This window comes from Kordiimonas lipolytica (genome assembly GCF_042651265.1).
Classification (GTDB): Bacteria; Pseudomonadota; Alphaproteobacteria; order Sphingomonadales; family Kordiimonadaceae; genus Kordiimonas; species Kordiimonas lipolytica.
The window spans coordinates 501,000-515,495 of record NZ_JBHSCR010000003.1; the positions used below are offsets into that span (position 1 = coordinate 501,000).

15 protein-coding genes are annotated in these 14,496 nt (G+C 57.2%); 14 read left to right on the forward strand and 1 reads right to left on the reverse strand.

Annotated features, from left to right (window positions below):
- Nucleotides 1-164 precede the first annotated feature (164 nt).
- Nucleotides 165-1,217, reverse strand: coding sequence for an A/G-specific adenine glycosylase (gene mutY, locus ACFO5Q_RS06480; protein WP_068153167.1), 1,053 nt, complete (start codon nt 1,215-1,217; stop codon nt 165-167).
- A gap of 112 nt (nt 1,218-1,329) precedes the next feature.
- Here mutY and ACFO5Q_RS06485 point away from each other — a divergent pair, with 112 nt between their 5' ends.
- The 14 genes from ACFO5Q_RS06485 to ACFO5Q_RS06550 all read left to right on the forward strand — a co-directional run bounded on the left by ACFO5Q_RS06485 (nt 1,330) and on the right by ACFO5Q_RS06550 (nt 14,487).
- The gene (locus ACFO5Q_RS06485; RefSeq protein WP_068153169.1) at nt 1,330-1,884 is read left to right on the forward strand and encodes a DUF721 domain-containing protein; all 555 of its coding nucleotides are present in this window, start codon (nt 1,330-1,332) and stop codon (nt 1,882-1,884) included.
- Between the two features lie 21 nt (nt 1,885-1,905).
- Nucleotides 1,906-2,508, forward strand: a complete 603-nt coding sequence (locus ACFO5Q_RS06490; RefSeq protein WP_068153171.1) for a DsbA family protein — start codon at nt 1,906-1,908, stop codon at nt 2,506-2,508.
- Nucleotides 2,509-2,598: 90 nt separating this feature from the next.
- Nucleotides 2,599-3,288 (forward strand): thioredoxin domain-containing protein, encoded by a 690-nt coding sequence (locus ACFO5Q_RS06495; protein ID WP_068153174.1) that lies wholly within the window; start codon nt 2,599-2,601, stop codon nt 3,286-3,288.
- A gap of 77 nt (nt 3,289-3,365) precedes the next feature.
- Complete coding sequence (gene smc / locus ACFO5Q_RS06500; RefSeq protein WP_068153177.1) at nt 3,366-6,824, forward strand: chromosome segregation protein SMC; 3,459 nt, start codon at nt 3,366-3,368, stop codon at nt 6,822-6,824.
- Between the two features lie 170 nt (nt 6,825-6,994).
- Nucleotides 6,995-7,345 (forward strand): AtpZ/AtpI family protein, encoded by a 351-nt coding sequence (locus ACFO5Q_RS06505; RefSeq protein WP_197421354.1) that lies wholly within the window; start codon nt 6,995-6,997, stop codon nt 7,343-7,345.
- A 37-nt stretch (nt 7,346-7,382) separates the two neighbouring features.
- On the forward strand, nt 7,383-8,138 hold the full coding sequence (locus tag ACFO5Q_RS06510; protein WP_068153512.1) for a F0F1 ATP synthase subunit A: 756 nt from the start codon (nt 7,383-7,385) through the stop codon (nt 8,136-8,138).
- 60 nt (nt 8,139-8,198) lie between these two features.
- Nucleotides 8,199-8,423, forward strand: coding sequence for a F0F1 ATP synthase subunit C (locus ACFO5Q_RS06515; protein WP_068153181.1), 225 nt, complete (start codon nt 8,199-8,201; stop codon nt 8,421-8,423).
- Nucleotides 8,424-8,564: 141 nt separating this feature from the next.
- Complete coding sequence (locus ACFO5Q_RS06520) at nt 8,565-9,107, forward strand: F0F1 ATP synthase subunit B family protein (protein ID WP_068153184.1); 543 nt, start codon at nt 8,565-8,567, stop codon at nt 9,105-9,107.
- Between the two features lie 2 nt (nt 9,108-9,109).
- Complete coding sequence (locus tag ACFO5Q_RS06525) at nt 9,110-9,616, forward strand: F0F1 ATP synthase subunit B family protein (protein ID WP_068153187.1); 507 nt, start codon at nt 9,110-9,112, stop codon at nt 9,614-9,616.
- 111 nt (nt 9,617-9,727) lie between these two features.
- Nucleotides 9,728-10,663, forward strand: coding sequence for a cation diffusion facilitator family transporter (locus tag ACFO5Q_RS06530; RefSeq protein WP_197421355.1), 936 nt, complete (start codon nt 9,728-9,730; stop codon nt 10,661-10,663).
- A gap of 2 nt (nt 10,664-10,665) precedes the next feature.
- Nucleotides 10,666-11,022 carry an ArsC family reductase gene (locus ACFO5Q_RS06535; protein WP_068153190.1) on the forward strand — a complete coding sequence of 119 codons (357 nt, stop codon included), beginning with the start codon at nt 10,666-10,668 and terminating at the stop codon, nt 11,020-11,022.
- Nucleotides 11,023-11,026: 4 nt separating this feature from the next.
- On the forward strand, nt 11,027-11,839 hold the full coding sequence (locus tag ACFO5Q_RS06540) for a PhzF family phenazine biosynthesis protein (protein ID WP_068153193.1): 813 nt from the start codon (nt 11,027-11,029) through the stop codon (nt 11,837-11,839).
- Between the two features lie 121 nt (nt 11,840-11,960).
- Nucleotides 11,961-12,440 (forward strand): glutathione peroxidase, encoded by a 480-nt coding sequence (locus tag ACFO5Q_RS06545; RefSeq protein ID WP_068153195.1) that lies wholly within the window; start codon nt 11,961-11,963, stop codon nt 12,438-12,440.
- Between the two features lie 127 nt (nt 12,441-12,567).
- Complete coding sequence (locus ACFO5Q_RS06550) at nt 12,568-14,487, forward strand: NAD(P)-binding protein (protein WP_068153198.1); 1,920 nt, start codon at nt 12,568-12,570, stop codon at nt 14,485-14,487.
- Nucleotides 14,488-14,496: the final 9 nt, after the last annotated feature.

The window sequence follows — 14,496 nt, forward strand, 5'->3', positions numbered from 1 at the left end:
ATTGGTTTTCGCCGAGGTTGCAATTCGCAGGCCAACCCGAGTTTTCTTAATAAGGCATTGTAAATAAAAGATTTTGCAAATTCAGATGGTGTCTATTCTGTTCGTTTTCGAACGGTTTTTCCAAGGCCGGTGTTCGTTTGTGAACACCACTTTGTATGCCTCCCCTATTTTTGAGGCGTGGTTTTCAGGGCGGCAATTTTCTTGAAAACGGTTGGCAGGCCGACATCTTCCAACTGGGCCAGGGGATGCCAGAATCCGTTCTCAAAATTCAGTTTAGCGTCTGCCTTGGCAGTCAGCAGCTTTGTTTCCAGGTGAAAATGGGTGAAGGTATGCTTGGCCAAGCCTTCGAGCGGCTTCCAGTAATCTTCTGTCGGCCTGTGGTCGAGCCATTCTTCCTTGGTGGGGAAGGTCGCGCGTTCTTCCCATGGGGTTGAAAAGAAGCCCGGCATGCCGCCCAGAAGGCCTTTTTGCGGGCGGCGCTCTAGTAGGACGTGGCCATCATGCTCCAGCCAGAAGGACATAGCTCTGCGGGTGGGTTTTGTCTTCTTCGGTGCCTTGACCGGAAAGCGTTCCATATCGCCCGCTTCGTGGGCCGCGCAGCCGGTCCGGATCGGACACAACAGGCATTTGGGAGATTTGGGCGTGCAGACACCGGCTCCCAGATCCATCATGGCCTGGGCAAAATCGCCCGGGCGTTCAGACGGGGTAATGCTTGCGGTGTGTTCCTTGATGGCCTTTTTCGCTGCAGGCAATGCCTCAGTAACACGGAATAGGCGGCTGACCACCCGCTCCACATTGCCGTCCACCACGGTGGCTGCTTCACCAAAGGCAATGGCGGCGATTGCGGCGCCCGTATAGTCGCCAATGCCCGGCAGTGCTTTCAGGCCTTCTTCGGTACTCGGAAATTCCCCGTCATGTTCAGACACCACGGTTTGGGCGCATTTATGGAGATTGCGGGCCCGGGCATAATAACCAAGGCCTGCCCATTCTTGCAGCACATCTTCCTGCGGCGCTGCGGCAAGCGCTTCCACAGAAGGCCAACGGGCCAGGAATTTCTCGAAATAGCCCTTCACGGTTGCGACAGTTGTTTGTTGCAGCATGATTTCCGAGAGCCAGACGTGATAAGGGTCCGCGTCTGCTCCATCGGCAGCGCGCCAGGGTAACTGCCGGCGGTTTCTGTCATACCATTCAAGTAACTGTCGGGCGGTCTTGGTCATCTTGATCTTGAAAACTGATTATTGTCTTGAAAAGTGTTAGCCTTGGCGGCATGCCATGGACGTGCCGCATTAATGCAGGACCATAGCCCGACGGGCAGAGAGAGCAAGCCAAATGGCGAAACAGCCAGATAAAACGAGCGCTAAAGGGAAAGCAGACGAAAAAAAACCGTTCCGGCGGCGGTCGACCCAACGTGCTTCAAGGGTTGCTTCGGCGCTTGTGACTCCGGCCCTCAGGGCCAAAGGCTTTGCGCAGGCCGAGGTGGTCACTCGCTGGGCTTATATAGTCGGTCCGGAATTGGCGGAAAGCACGCTGCCTGTGTCGCTGCGATTCCCAAGGGGTGACCGAATGGGCGCCACACTGACTGTCCGCTGCGAATCTGCCTTCGCGCCGCTCCTGAGCCACAAGGCCGGGCGGGTGATTGAAATGGTCAACAGCTTCTTCGGCTATCAGGCGGTGGCCAAACTTGAGGTAAAGCAGGGGCCGCTGCCGCGGCAACCGCGCAAGATGCCCTATGAAAAACGGGCTCTTGGGGAGAAGGAAGCAAGTCAACTGCGGTCACTTGTCGGTGAAGGGGGGTTGAGCCCACTTCAAGAAGCGGTTAAAAGCCTTGGCGAGTATGTGCTTTCTGAAGCGCGAGAGGCCGGCCAGAAGCCGGACAAGAAATAATAATTGGGAGTAGGGGGCGTGATGTCTTTCAAAGAAGCTGTTATGGCGGCAGTAGCGACGGTGTTTACCGCAACGGCGGTAATGGCTCAGGATGGGCCCAGTCAGCCTTTTGTGATGGGTGATATTGTCTATGGGGCGGCTGATGCGCCTGTCGAAGTTATTGAGTATGGCTCCATGACTTGCCCACATTGTGGGCATTTTGCCAGCGACACTTTCCCGCAGGTAAAGAAAGAACTGATTGAGACTGGCAAGATCCGCTTTGTATTCCGCAATTTCGTGCGCGACCGCTATGACATGGCCGTGGCCGTGATCAGCCGCTGCACGGCAGATGTGAATGTTACCAAACAGCTTCTGGATGCCTATTTTACCCGTCAGGATGAATGGATGCGGGCGCAAAATCCGTATGAAGTGATTGCAGCCATCGCAACAGAATCTGGCATCGCCCAGGACGAAATGTCGCGCTGTATCTCTGATCAGGAGGCGCAAAAGCATCTGGCGGAAATGACGCAGAATGGCATCGAGACATACAAGATCAATGGCATTCCGTACATCATGGTGAATGGGAAGCATCTTGCTGGGCACTCATTCGAGGACGTTAAGGAAGCTGTTGAAGCAGCCAAATAATCCACAGGAAATATCACGCGGGTCGCAGAAAAGACTCGTCAGCCTGTTTCATGCGATGTAAACACAATATCTAGTAGTGGGGATGATTTAATGCACAAGGACTACGTATCTAAGTTCAAATTTGCTGCTGCCTTTGGCGCAGCGCTTTTGCTTGCAGCCTGTGGTGACAGCAGCGAAAAGCCTGCGGCGGACGATGCCCAGCAGGCGTCTACTGAGCCGGCTACTGAAGCTGTGGACGTTGCTTCCAAGACACAGGGCACATGGGGGCCGATCGTGTATGGTGACCCGAACGCACCGGTTGAGATTCACGAATTTGCGTCGCTAACCTGCCCACACTGTGCCACCTTTGCAAAAAGCTATTTCCCCCAGTTGAAAGAGCAGCTTTTGGATACGGGCAAAGCCAAGCTTGTTTATCATAACTTTATCATGAACCGGGTCGATATCGTGGCATCAGCAGCCGCCCGTTGTGGCGATGCAGAAACCACGAAGAAGCTGATGAAAGTATATTTCGCGCGCCAGAGTGATTGGGCCCGTTCCCAGTCGCCGGTTGACGAACTGGCGTCAATTGCGCGGCGTGCCGGTATCAGTCGCACAGAATTCGATCGCTGCGTGTCCGATGACGATATGCTCAAGCATCTGATGAGCATGACGCAGGACGCAGTGAAGAAACACAATATCAATTCGACGCCAAGCTTCATGGTGGATGGTAAGCTTCTGGAGTTCAAGTCTTTCGACGAAGCGATCGAGCAGATGGTCGAGGCAGTCAACGACGCCGGGTAAGCTTTGATATAGGGCGGCCTTGTTGGGGAACGGGGCCGCCTGTTTAATGGATGAAACAGGGGGAGTAGGGCGCAGCCATGCGTTTTTCGCGTCTGCGATTATCGGGGTTCAAATCCTTCGTCGATCCGACCGAGCTTCATATTGAGCGCGGCCTGACCGGCGTTGTGGGCCCGAACGGCTGCGGTAAATCCAACCTTCTTGAAGCCATCCGCTGGGTTATGGGAGAAAACCGCGCCAAGAGCTTGCGCGGGTCCGGCATGGACGATGTGATCTTCGCCGGTACGGACAAGCGCCCGGCGCGCAACATGGCCGAGGTAACGCTGGTGATCGATAACCAGGACCGGTCCGCCCCAGCAGACTATAACGACGAAGACTTCATTGAAGTAACACGCCGGATTGAGCGTGAATCAGGTTCTGCCTACCGCATCAATGGCAAGGATGTGCGCCAAAAGGACGTGCAGCTTTTGTTCGCGGATGCTGCGACCGGCGCACACTCGCCTGCGCTCGTAAGTCAGGGGCGTATCGGCACGCTGATCAATGCCAAGCCACAGGACCGGCGCGCAATTTTGGAAGAAGCCGCCGGCATTTCCGGTCTTCACACCCGGCGCAAGGAGGCCGAAAGCCGTCTGCGAGGTGCTGAAGGCAACCTTACGCGCCTGCAGGATGTGATCCAGGCTATGGAAAGCCAGATCCAGAGCCTGAGACGACAAGCTAAACAGGCTGTGCGCTACCGCTCCATCTCCGGCGATATCAGACAGGCGGAGGCCAGCCTTCTCTATATGCGCTGGGCACATGCTGCCGAAGAAGTCATCAATCTTGAACGTGCGCTTAGGGAATCTGAGAAAGGCGTCGCCGAGATCGAAGAGAAAGTTGCGCGGCTTGCCAAGGCACAGGCTGAATTTGCGGCCATGTTGCCGCCGCTCAGAGAGGCGGATGCGGCGGCCGCAGCCAAGCTGCAGCGCCTGTCGATTGAAAAGGAAAACCTGGAGCAGGAAAGCGAGCGGCGCAAACAAACTGCGCTTGCGCTTCGTCAGACGCTGGAGCAAATCGGTGCTGACCGCGAGCGCGAGGCGGAGATTGCAGCGGACGCAAAGGCTGCGCTCGATCGCCTGACGACGGAGAAGAAGCGGCTTGAAGCTGCGCGCGATGCCGAAAAAGACAATGAACTGCAGGCCCGGGAAAAGCTTGATACAGCAACCAAGGCTGCGTCGGCTGCAGAAGCCGAATATGATGGCATCAGCGAACAGGCAGCCCAAGCCCGTGCGCGGCGGTCCAGTCTTGAAAGCGACAAGCTCGCGATCGTGCGCAGGGGCGATCAGCTCAGATCAGAACAGACGCGCCTGAACGGCGAGCTGGATGCCATGACGGCCGAAGATGAAATCCTGAAGGCGCTCAAGACCGCCGAACAGACGGTCGAAAAAGAAGAAGAGCGACTGGGCAAGGTGGCGGATAGCCTGCAGGCTGCGGAAGCGGCGACCCTTGAAGCACGCAACCGCCGCAATGAAGCCGATTCCGCAAAAGCAGAAGCAGAAGGCGCGCACAAGTCTGTACTGGCGGAAGTGGGCAACCTGGAACGCATGCTTGAGCAATCCGCCGCGGACGAGGACCTGCCGGTTTCAGCATCGCTCAAGGCCAAGCCTGGCTTTGAGGTTGCAGTTGGTGCGGCGTTGGGCGAAGAAGCCGAAGCTGGTCTGAGCGAATCGGCCAAACGCCATTGGAGCAGCCAGGGCGCGCTGGAGGCAGCAAGCTGGCCTGCAGGTGTGACCCCGCTTAAGGACGTTCTGACAGCGCCATCGGTTCTAGAGAGGCGCGTCGCGTTTGCAGGCATCCTTGATGAAGGCGCAGACGGAAGTAGCCTGCAGAAACAGCTGAAACCCGGGCAGCGGCTGGTTGACCGCGAAGGCAAGCTTTGGCGCTGGGATGGCTATGTGCAGAAGGCGGGCGCCCCAAGTGAGGCTGCCATCCGGCTGGAGCGCCAGAACCGGCTTTTGAAGCTGAAGGCCGAGGAGGAACAGGCGCGCAATAAAGCTGCAGGTGCCGCGGAAGCGGCCCAGCATGCTTTTGATGCTCACCAGAAAGCCCGCGAGGCGGAGCAGGCCCAGAGGCAGGTGCGCCAGGATGTCGAAAAGGCGCTGGCTGAGGCGCGCCGCGCGCTTGTTAATGCCGAGCAGGAAGCCAGTAAGCGGGCCAGTAAAGTCAATATGCTCAAAGACAGCCTGGCGCGTCTGGCCCAGGAAGAGGCTGAAACCAACGAGCGACAGGCAGGCATCGATGCCAAACTGGCGGAACTGCCGGAAAATACCAAGCTTGAGGCTGAGCTCCAGGACGCTCGCAGCAAAGTTGAAGCGCTGCGGTCAGAACTTTCGAGCGCCCGCGCAGCCTATGACAGCCTGCGCCGGGAAGCGGAAACGCGCAATGACCGGCTGAATGCAATCCAAACCGAATCAGGGGCGTGGCAATTGCGGGTGGATAGTGCGGCGAAGCAATTGAAGGCGCTAGATGACCGCCAGCAGGAGACAGAACGCCAGCTGAAGGACGCAGAAGCGAGCCCTGAAGACCTTGAGAACCGCCGTCAATCCTTGTTGACAGAGCTTGAAAAGGCCGAAAAGGAGCGTCACGACAGCAGTGACAAGCTGGTGACAGCCGAAGCGCAGCTGGCGGGGAAAGACAAGGCCCTCAAGGAAATACATGAGGCACAGTCCGAAGCGCGTGAGCGACAGATCAGGGCTGACGCCGCCGTGGAAAATGCAGTTTCCCGCCGCAAGGATATCGCAAGCCAGATCGGCGAGCGGTTCGAGTGTGCTCCTACCCAGCTTCTTGAAAAGGTAGGTCTTGAGGCAAGCGACAGCCTGCCGGATGCCATGGTGCTGGAAGCCAAGCTTGAAAAGCTGAAGCGTGAGCGGGACCGGCTGGGTGCCGTGAATCTGCGGGCGGATGAAGAGCTTACCGAAATCGACGAACAGTTGTCTCATCTGGTCGGGGAACGGCAAGATCTTGAGAACGCAATCGCGCGGCTCAGGCAGGCGATCGGCAGCCTCAACAGGGAAGGGCGCGAGCGCCTTCTGAAAGCTTTTGATGTAGTGAACAACCACTTCGGGGAACTCTTCAAAACCCTGTTCGGTGGCGGTGAAGCGCATCTGGAACTGACGGAGTCCGATGATCCGCTGGATGCGGGCCTTGAGATTTTCGCCAGTCCACCAGGCAAGAGACTGCAGGCGCTGTCGCTTCTTTCGGGCGGGGAACAGGCCTTGACGGCTCTTTCCCTTATTTTTGCAGTGTTTATCACTAACCCTGCACCCATTTGCGTGCTTGATGAGGTGGACGCCCCACTGGACGACGCGAACGTTGAGCGATTCTGCAATTTGCTCGATGAAATGATCGAGCGAACAGACACGCGGTTCCTGATTGTAACGCACAATGCGGTTTCCATGGCAAGGATGAAGCGGCTCTTTGGCGTGACCATGGCGGAACGCGGAATCTCGACCCTTGTCTCCGTCGACCTTGAGCGCGCCGAGGAATTGCGTGAGGCCGGTTAATGGCTTTTTTCTTAAAAGCTATTTAAAAACAATAGGTTAACTTATTTGCGATAGACCTTGACACGGGGTGGGGCCTTCACTATGTTGCAGGCGCCTTTTACGGCGCTTCTTTTTAAGGGAGCAGCCCGGCAGAAATGTTGGTCGAACGCGGGGTTCAAGGGGCTGAAGCGATGGGTGAAAATAAGATTGACCCAAAGCTCAAGGCACTTGACGAGCAATTGAGCCAAGCCCGGAAGAAGGCTCAGGGAGAAACGCTTGATGACAAGCCGTCTCCCATGGGTAGGGCCTTCAGGATGGGTATCGATCTGGTTGCTGGTGTGGGCGTTGGCCTGATTATCGGTATTAACCTGGATGGATGGCTCGGTACTTCCCCCGGATTTTTGATTGGCTTTCTGTTTCTTGGTTTCGCCGCCGGCATCCGGAATGTAATCCGTGAGGCCAACAAGATGCAGGCAGAGGCTGAGGATGCACCGGCGCAGGACCTTGGTGAGGATGGCGCGGGCAAGGCGGATAAAGATTGACCGCGATCCGCATAAAGCGGGTTGCACAAAAAAAGAGATGGTAGCCGTGGCAGGACCTCTTCAGCAGTTTGAAATCAAGCCCATCGCCGAAATGGAAATCGCCGGGGTTGATGTTTCCTTCACTAACAGTTCCCTGATGATGGTGATCGTTGTAACGCTTCTGACCTTCTTCCTGGTCGGCGGTATTCGCAAGGGCTCACTGGTTCCAGGGCGTTGGCAGGCAATCGTTGAGATGGCCTACGAGTTTATCGCCAACATGGTGAGAGAAAATGTGGGCCGTGAAGGGAAACAATATTTCCCCTTCATCTTCACCCTCTTCATGTTCATTCTGGGCTGTAACCTTTGGGGCATGGTGCCTTACCAGTTTACAGCAACCAGCCACATTATTGTTACGTTTGCCTTGGCAGCGGTGGTGTTCCTGGGTGTGACCCTGATTGGCTTTGCCAAACATGGCCTCGGCTTCCTGAAGCTGTTTGCGCCATCCGGCGTCCCCGCACCGCTCTATATTCTGATCGTGCCGATTGAGATTATGTCTTATTTCACACGCCCGATCAGCCTGTCGGTTCGTCTGTTTGCCAATATGCTGGCGGGCCACATCATGATGAAGGTATTCGCAGGCTTCATTATCTCGCTGGGTACTATTGGTCTTGTTGGCCAGGCCGCAGCAATCCTGCCGTTTGCTTTCAACATTTTCCTGACGGGGCTGGAAATCCTGGTGGCTTTCCTGCAGGCCTACGTTTTCGCCATCCTGTCCTGTATCTACCTGCATGATGCAATGCATCCATCGCACTAAGATCCGGACAATCCTAACAGTTTAGAAATCAAGCTTCATTCAATAGAGAAGGAATTTAACATGGAACTCGAAGCCGCAAAGATGATTGGTGCTGGTATCGCCACTCTCGCTCTCGCCGGTGTTGGTATTGGTCTTGGTAACATCTTCGGTAACTTCCTTTCTGGTGCTCTGCGCAATCCGTCTGCTGCACCGAAAGTATTCGGTAACCTGCTCCTGGGCTTCGCCCTGACAGAGGCTGTTGCCCTGTTCGCGCTGGTTATCGCGTTCCTGATCCTCTTCGGTTAAGGATCAGCTACCGAATGAAGCACCAGGCGCGGCCAAGCGTGGTCGCGCCAAGTGCTTATAAGCCACCCAGGCAAAGCTTGCTTTGACAGGTGGTGGGCCAAGAGGCCCGATCCCAGAAACATCTAGCCACAGAGGCAAGTGATGGCAGAAGCTCATACAGAAGTCGCACACGAAGAAGCAGGTGGATTGCCACAGCTGAACTTCGCGACCTATGAAGAGCAGGTCGTATGGCTTTTCCTGACCTTCATCGTGCTGTTCGTGATCGTATCCCGCCTGGTTCTGCCACGCGTGACCAAGGTCCTCGAAGAGCGTGAAGAGCGGATCGCGAACGACCTGGATACAGCCGAACGGCTGCGCAAGGACGCTGATGACGTACGTGAAGCGTACGAGGAAGCAAGCGCGAAGGCACGCAAGCAGGCTCAGGATACAATCCTGAAAGCCAAAGAGAAAATTCAGGCTGATATCGCGAAAGCCCAGGCCGAGCTCGAGGAAACGCTGGCAGCGAAAGCTGCGGAAGCTGAAGCTCGGATCTCCAAGGCACGCGAAGAGGCCCTGGCAGGCGTTGGCGATGTTGCAAGCGATGTTGCGGCCGACCTCGTTGCCAAGCTGGCTGGTATTGAAGGCGATGACGCCGCAGTTTCCGGTGCTGTTAAGTCAGCGCTCGCAGACGTGAAGGGAGCATAACCATGGCTGATGGACACGGTTCTGTATTCTCCGATCCAACCTTCTGGGTTGCCGGTTCCTTTGTCGTCTTTGTTGCCGGTGTGATGTATGCCAAGGCACACAAGACAATCGCCGGTATGCTTGACGAGCGTACGGCTGCAATCAAAGGCCAGCTGGATGAGGCGAAAGCCATTCGTGAGGACGCCGAGAAGCTTCTGCACGATTACCAGCGCAAGCAACGCGACGCTGAAAAGGAAGCTGCCGATATGGTAGCCCAGGCGAAAGAAGACGCAAAGATCATGGCGAAAGAGGCAAAAGCCGACATCAAAGCCATGGCTGAGCGCCGCACGCGCGCCGCGGAAGAAAAGATTGCACAGGCTGAAGCCAATGCGGTCAAGGAAGTCCGCGCCGTTGCAGTTGACGTTGCCATCAAGGCGGCTGGCGCTGTGTTTGCCGACAAGCTCAAGGGCAAGGAAGGCGGCGCGCTGATCGACAAGGCAATCACCGACGTCGAAAGCAAGCTGCACTAAGAATAGAAGTTCTGAAGTATTTCGGTTCTGAAAGAACGCTCCGCCCATTCCGGCGGGGCGTTTTTTCTTGTGCTTGGGGTGCCATCTTATATACCCCTAAGGCAAGTCTTCATGGAAAGGATGGCTACCGTGACGCGGGACAAGAGCAACAATCTGATGCGCTGGGCAACGCGCGCTTCCGTAAGCGTTGCGGCCACGCTGGTGGCGGCAAAGGCGGTTGCCTGGTGGCTATCTGATTCTGTGGCCATGCTTGGCAGCATGACCGATAGCGGCCTCGACCTTATGGCGTCGCTTGTCACGCTGTTTGCCGTGCGCACGGCGTTGTTGCCGCCTGACGAGGATCACCGCTTCGGGCACGGCAAGGCTGAGGCTCTGGCGGGGCTGTTTCAAGCGGCCATCATGTCGGGCTCAGCTGTGTTTCTGTTGCTCGAATCGATCAACCACGTGGCTGTGCCACACCCTGTGACACAGTCTACCTTGGTGATGGTGGTGTCCGGGGTTGCGATTTTATTGTCTCTCGCGCTTGTGGCCTTCCAGTCGTATGTGGTGCGTCATACTGGCTCTCTGGCCGTGGCGGGCGACCATCTGCACTATAAGGGTGATCTTCTGCTCAATCTGTCAGTGATTTTTGCGGCCTGGGCCACGGCCGCCGGTTTCGATTATGCGGATGGTGCCTTCGGTATCCTGATCGCGCTTTACATCCTGTATGGCGCCAAGGAAATCGCGCTGCCTGCTGTCGACATGCTGATGGACAAGGAACTGGGCCTTGAGGACCGGGAAAAGATTTTTAATCTGGCCATGGGCAACCCGCATGTGCGGGGACTGCATGAGCTGAAGACCCGCATGTCAGGGCGGGACCTGTTTATCCAGATGCATATCGAGGTAGACGGAGACATGACCGTGCAGGACGCGCATTTCGTGGCGGATGAGGTGGAGGCCATGATTGGCGAGGCGTTCCCGGATAGCGAAGTCCTCATCCATGTGGACCCGCCAAGCCTGCTGTCTGACCAACTGACCGTTAAAGAACTTGGAAAAATTGGGGAATGAGTATGCTGACCATCTATGGCATCAAGAATTGCGATACCGTGAAGAAAGCTCGCAAATGGCTGGAAGCCGAAGGTGTGGAGCATAGCTTCCATGATTTCCGCGCTGACGGTCTGGATGATGCCCTGATGGCGAACTTCATCGCTGCGCTGGGTTGGGAAGCTCTCCTGAATACCCGCGGCACCACATGGCGCAAACTGCCAGACAATGAGCGCGAAGGGGTGGATGCCGGCAAAGCCGCCGAGCTGATGCTTGAACACGAGGCGTTGATCAAGCGCCCGGTTTGGAAAAAGGGTAGTGAGTTCCGCCTTGGCTTTGCGCCCAAGGACCAGGACGACATCAAGACCTGGGCGAAAGGCTAGCAATATGCGGGAATGCGCCCTCTATCAGGTTGACGCCTTCACCAGCCGGCCGTTCAGGGGTAACCCGGCGGCGGTGTGTCCGCTCACTGCTTTTCCAGACGATGCCCTGTTGCAGAAGATCGCGCTTGAAAACAACTTGTCAGAGACCGCTTTTATCGTGCCGTCAGCAAGTGATGATGCCGATTATGAGCTCAGGTGGTTCACGCCCACCATGGAAGTACAGCTTTGCGGTCATGCCACGCTAGCCTCCGCCCATGTGGTTTTCACCCACCTGCACCCCGAATGGGAGATGGTGCGCTTCAACACTGCCTCAGGGGTGCTGGCCGTTATCCGGCACGGCGGTCGTTATGAGATGGATTTCCCGTCACTGCACCCATACCCGTATGATATTCCCCAAGGGTTGGGCGACGCGATGGGGGCAGAGCCGATGGCCGTGTGCAAAAGCGACCGCGCAGACAGGGACCTGATGCTTGTATACGAAGATGCCGCAACCGTGCGGGCGCTAACACCCGATAGCGCGGCGCTGAAGGCATTCGCACCTTTTGGCTTTATTGCAACGGCGCCGGGGGAAGGCGATGTGGATTTTGTTTCTCGATGCTTTTTTCCCAACCACGGCATAGCGGAAGACCCGGTAACGGGATCTGCCCACTGTGTATCGGCCCCTTACTGGGCGGAGCGCCTGGGCAAGAACACCCTCTATGCACGGCAGGTCTCAGCCCGTGGCGGTGACTTATGGCTGACGGTCAAGGGGGACCGGGTCAAGATAGCCGGGCAGGCGGTTGAGGTTATGCGGGGCAGGCTCCTGCTCGCGGGCTAATATACATGCGGTCCTACCTTCCCGGTTCTGCGCTTTGAGAGCGCGAGTAGCGTTGGATCGGCTTGCCTTCTGTACCCAGTGCGTTACCTTGGTCGGGTGGAGCAAATGAGGGAGAGGCCTGATGACGTCTGTTTACGATTTCACGTGCGAGCGGTTGAACGGAAAACCGCAGAACCTGGCAGACTATAAGGGCAAGGTTCTTCTGGTGGTCAATACCGCCTCCAAATGTGGCTTCACTCCGCAGTTCGAGGGGCTTGAGGTGCTCTACAAAGACCTCAAGGACAAAGGCCTGGAAATCCTTGGATTCCCCTGCAACCAGTTCGGCAAGCAGGACCCGGGGTCGAACGATGAGATCGGCGAGTTCTGCCAGATCAATTATGGGGTCAGCTTCCCGATGTTCGCGAAAATCGATGTGAACGGCGATGATGCCAGCCCGCTCTATAAGCACCTCAAGGCCGTCAAGCCAGGTGTGATGGGGACGGAGCGCATCAAATGGAACTTCACCAAGTTCCTGGTGGACCGCGAGGGCAATGTGGTCAAACGCTTCGCTCCAAAGACGAAGCCGGAGGCGATCCGGTCCGCGATTGAGGCGCTGCTATAGTCTGAAAATCATATACTAATCAGCAGCTTATTAATGTGATCACATTTTCCTTTGCGCCCGCTTTGTCCTGGTTTACTGTTTTCGGGAAATGCTCGGGGTGGAGCGTGAATTGTGGGAGTGAGTATCCATGTCCAAGCTGAAGGGCATCAACAGGCGAGATTTCTTGAATGGCGTGGCCCTGACCGGGCTGACAGGGGTGACTTTGGCAGGGGCGGCGGCGCTAGGCGTGAGCCCGGCGAAGGCGATGGCAAACGGCCTTGTGGACAGCAAGGGCGCCTGGACCTACCCACCCGCCAAAACTGGCCTGCGCGGCAGCCATGTTGGCAGCTTCGAGGTCGCCCACGCCATCAGTTGGGAAGGCAAGTCCTATGACCGCCCCCGGAAGGCCAAGGACGGCCAGTATGACCTTGTGGTTGTGGGCGCTGGCATCTCCGGCCTCGCAGCGGCTGTGCTGGCTGAGGAAAAGCTGGGCGCAGGCGCGCGCATCCTGATCCTGGATAACCACGACGATTTCGGCGGGCACGCCAAACGCAACGAATTCAATGTGGACGGCGAATTGCTGGTCGGCTACGGCGGCAGCCAGTCACTGGAAAGCCCGGCGCACTATAGCGCGGGCTCAAAGGCCTTCCTTGAGACACTCGGCATCGACACGGAAAAATTCTACCGCTATTTCGACCAGAGCTTCTATGAGCGCCAGGGCCTGACGGCGGGCGTCCACCCGGGCGCGGAAACCTTCGGCGAAAGCGGGCTTCTGAAGCGCAGCCGCACGGGCGGCAGCCACAATGTGCTGGCCGCCTATGGGGACGCGGAGAAGGCTGAGCTGAGCACTCTTATTACCGGCTTACCCCTTGAAGACGCTGACAAAAAAGCGCTGCACCACTGGCTTGTGGACCAGCCGGACTGGTTGGCGCACCTGTCGCGGGATGAGAAGATCGACTATCTGGCGCGGACTTCCTTTGAAGAGTGCATGATCAAGCACGGCGGCCTTGGCGAGATGGCGCGCGAGCTTTTGCGCGATGAAGTCGTGGGCACCTGGGGGCTTGGCTGGGACGCGCTCTCGGGCCTTGAGGCTGTGCGCTTCGGCATCGGCGGCACGCTCGGGCTCGGGCTTGACCCGCTTGACGTTCCGGAGCCCTATGACAGTGAAGAACCCTATATCTTCCACTTCCCGGACGGCAACGCAGGCGTCGCGCGGCTTGCTGTCGCCAAGCTGATTCCGAACGCCGTGGAAGCCAGCACCATGGAAGAAGAGGCGCTCGCCCGCGTGCATTATGACAGGCTCGACCTGGCGGAAAACAGCGTCCGCATCCGCTTGTCCTCGACTGCCGTGGAGGCCCGGAATACAGCCGAAGGCGTTGAAATCACTTATGTTCGGGACGGCCGGGCAGAGCGCGTGGAAGCCCGCTATGGCATCATGGCCTGCTATGGCCATATCCTGCCGTTCATCATGCCGGAGCTGGGCGAAGAGCAGATCGAGGCGCTGCAGTGGCCCGAAAAAGTGCCGCTGGCGTATGTCAATGTGGCGCTCAGGAACTGGCGGGCGTTCAAGCAGGCGGGCGTGAATTATGTTTACACGCCGGGTGCGTTTTACAGCAATTTCTCGCTCGATTTCCCGGTCTCGATGGGCGGCTACGCCTTCTCAAGCGACCCCGAAAAACCGATCCTGGTGCATATGGTGCATATCCCGAAAGCGCCGGGCCTGATGAGCCGCGAGCAGCACAAGGCGGGGCGCTACCAGATGTATGGCACCAGTTTTGAGGAGTTCGAACAGGCAGCGATTGACCAACTGACCGGCGCGCTGGGGCCCTACGGCTTTGACGCCGAACGCGACATCGCCGCCATCACGGTGAACCGCTGGCCGCACGGCTATGCCTATGAATATAATGAGCTTTTCGATGGTGGCTGGTCACCGGAAAACGGCCCGCACCTTACCGCGCGGGCGCGCGTTGGCAAGCTCGCCATCGCGAATTCCGACAGCTCGGCCTACGCCTATGTGAACGGCGCGGTGGATGCCGCCATCCGCGCGGTGGACGAGCTTTTCGGCTGAAACGCGGCC

Bases quoted from the DNA above. Each gene is read 5' to 3' on its own strand.
- ACFO5Q_RS06545 (WP_068153195.1), top strand. From the start codon at position 11,961: ATGACGTCTGTTTACGATTTCACGTGCGAGCGGTTGAACGGAAAACCG.
- ACFO5Q_RS06515 (WP_068153181.1), top strand. From the start codon at position 8,199: ATGGAACTCGAAGCCGCAAAGATGATTGGTGCTGGTATCGCCACTCTC.
- ACFO5Q_RS06485 (WP_068153169.1), top strand. From the start codon at position 1,330: ATGGCGAAACAGCCAGATAAAACGAGCGCTAAAGGGAAAGCAGACGAA.
- ACFO5Q_RS06495 (WP_068153174.1), top strand. From the start codon at position 2,599: ATGCACAAGGACTACGTATCTAAGTTCAAATTTGCTGCTGCCTTTGGC.
- ACFO5Q_RS06525 (WP_068153187.1), top strand. From the start codon at position 9,110: ATGGCTGATGGACACGGTTCTGTATTCTCCGATCCAACCTTCTGGGTT.
- ACFO5Q_RS06535 (WP_068153190.1), top strand. From the start codon at position 10,666: ATGCTGACCATCTATGGCATCAAGAATTGCGATACCGTGAAGAAAGCT.
- smc (WP_068153177.1), top strand. From the start codon at position 3,366: ATGCGTTTTTCGCGTCTGCGATTATCGGGGTTCAAATCCTTCGTCGAT.
- ACFO5Q_RS06520 (WP_068153184.1), top strand. From the start codon at position 8,565: ATGGCAGAAGCTCATACAGAAGTCGCACACGAAGAAGCAGGTGGATTG.
- ACFO5Q_RS06510 (WP_068153512.1), top strand. From the start codon at position 7,383: ATGGTAGCCGTGGCAGGACCTCTTCAGCAGTTTGAAATCAAGCCCATC.
- ACFO5Q_RS06490 (WP_068153171.1), top strand. From the start codon at position 1,906: ATGTCTTTCAAAGAAGCTGTTATGGCGGCAGTAGCGACGGTGTTTACC.
- ACFO5Q_RS06550 (WP_068153198.1), top strand. From the start codon at position 12,568: ATGTCCAAGCTGAAGGGCATCAACAGGCGAGATTTCTTGAATGGCGTG.
- ACFO5Q_RS06505 (WP_197421354.1), top strand. From the start codon at position 6,995: ATGGGTGAAAATAAGATTGACCCAAAGCTCAAGGCACTTGACGAGCAA.
- mutY (WP_068153167.1), bottom strand. From the start codon at position 1,217: ATGACCAAGACCGCCCGACAGTTACTTGAATGGTATGACAGAAACCGC.
- ACFO5Q_RS06540 (WP_068153193.1), top strand. From the start codon at position 11,027: ATGCGGGAATGCGCCCTCTATCAGGTTGACGCCTTCACCAGCCGGCCG.
- ACFO5Q_RS06530 (WP_197421355.1), top strand. From the start codon at position 9,728: ATGGAAAGGATGGCTACCGTGACGCGGGACAAGAGCAACAATCTGATG.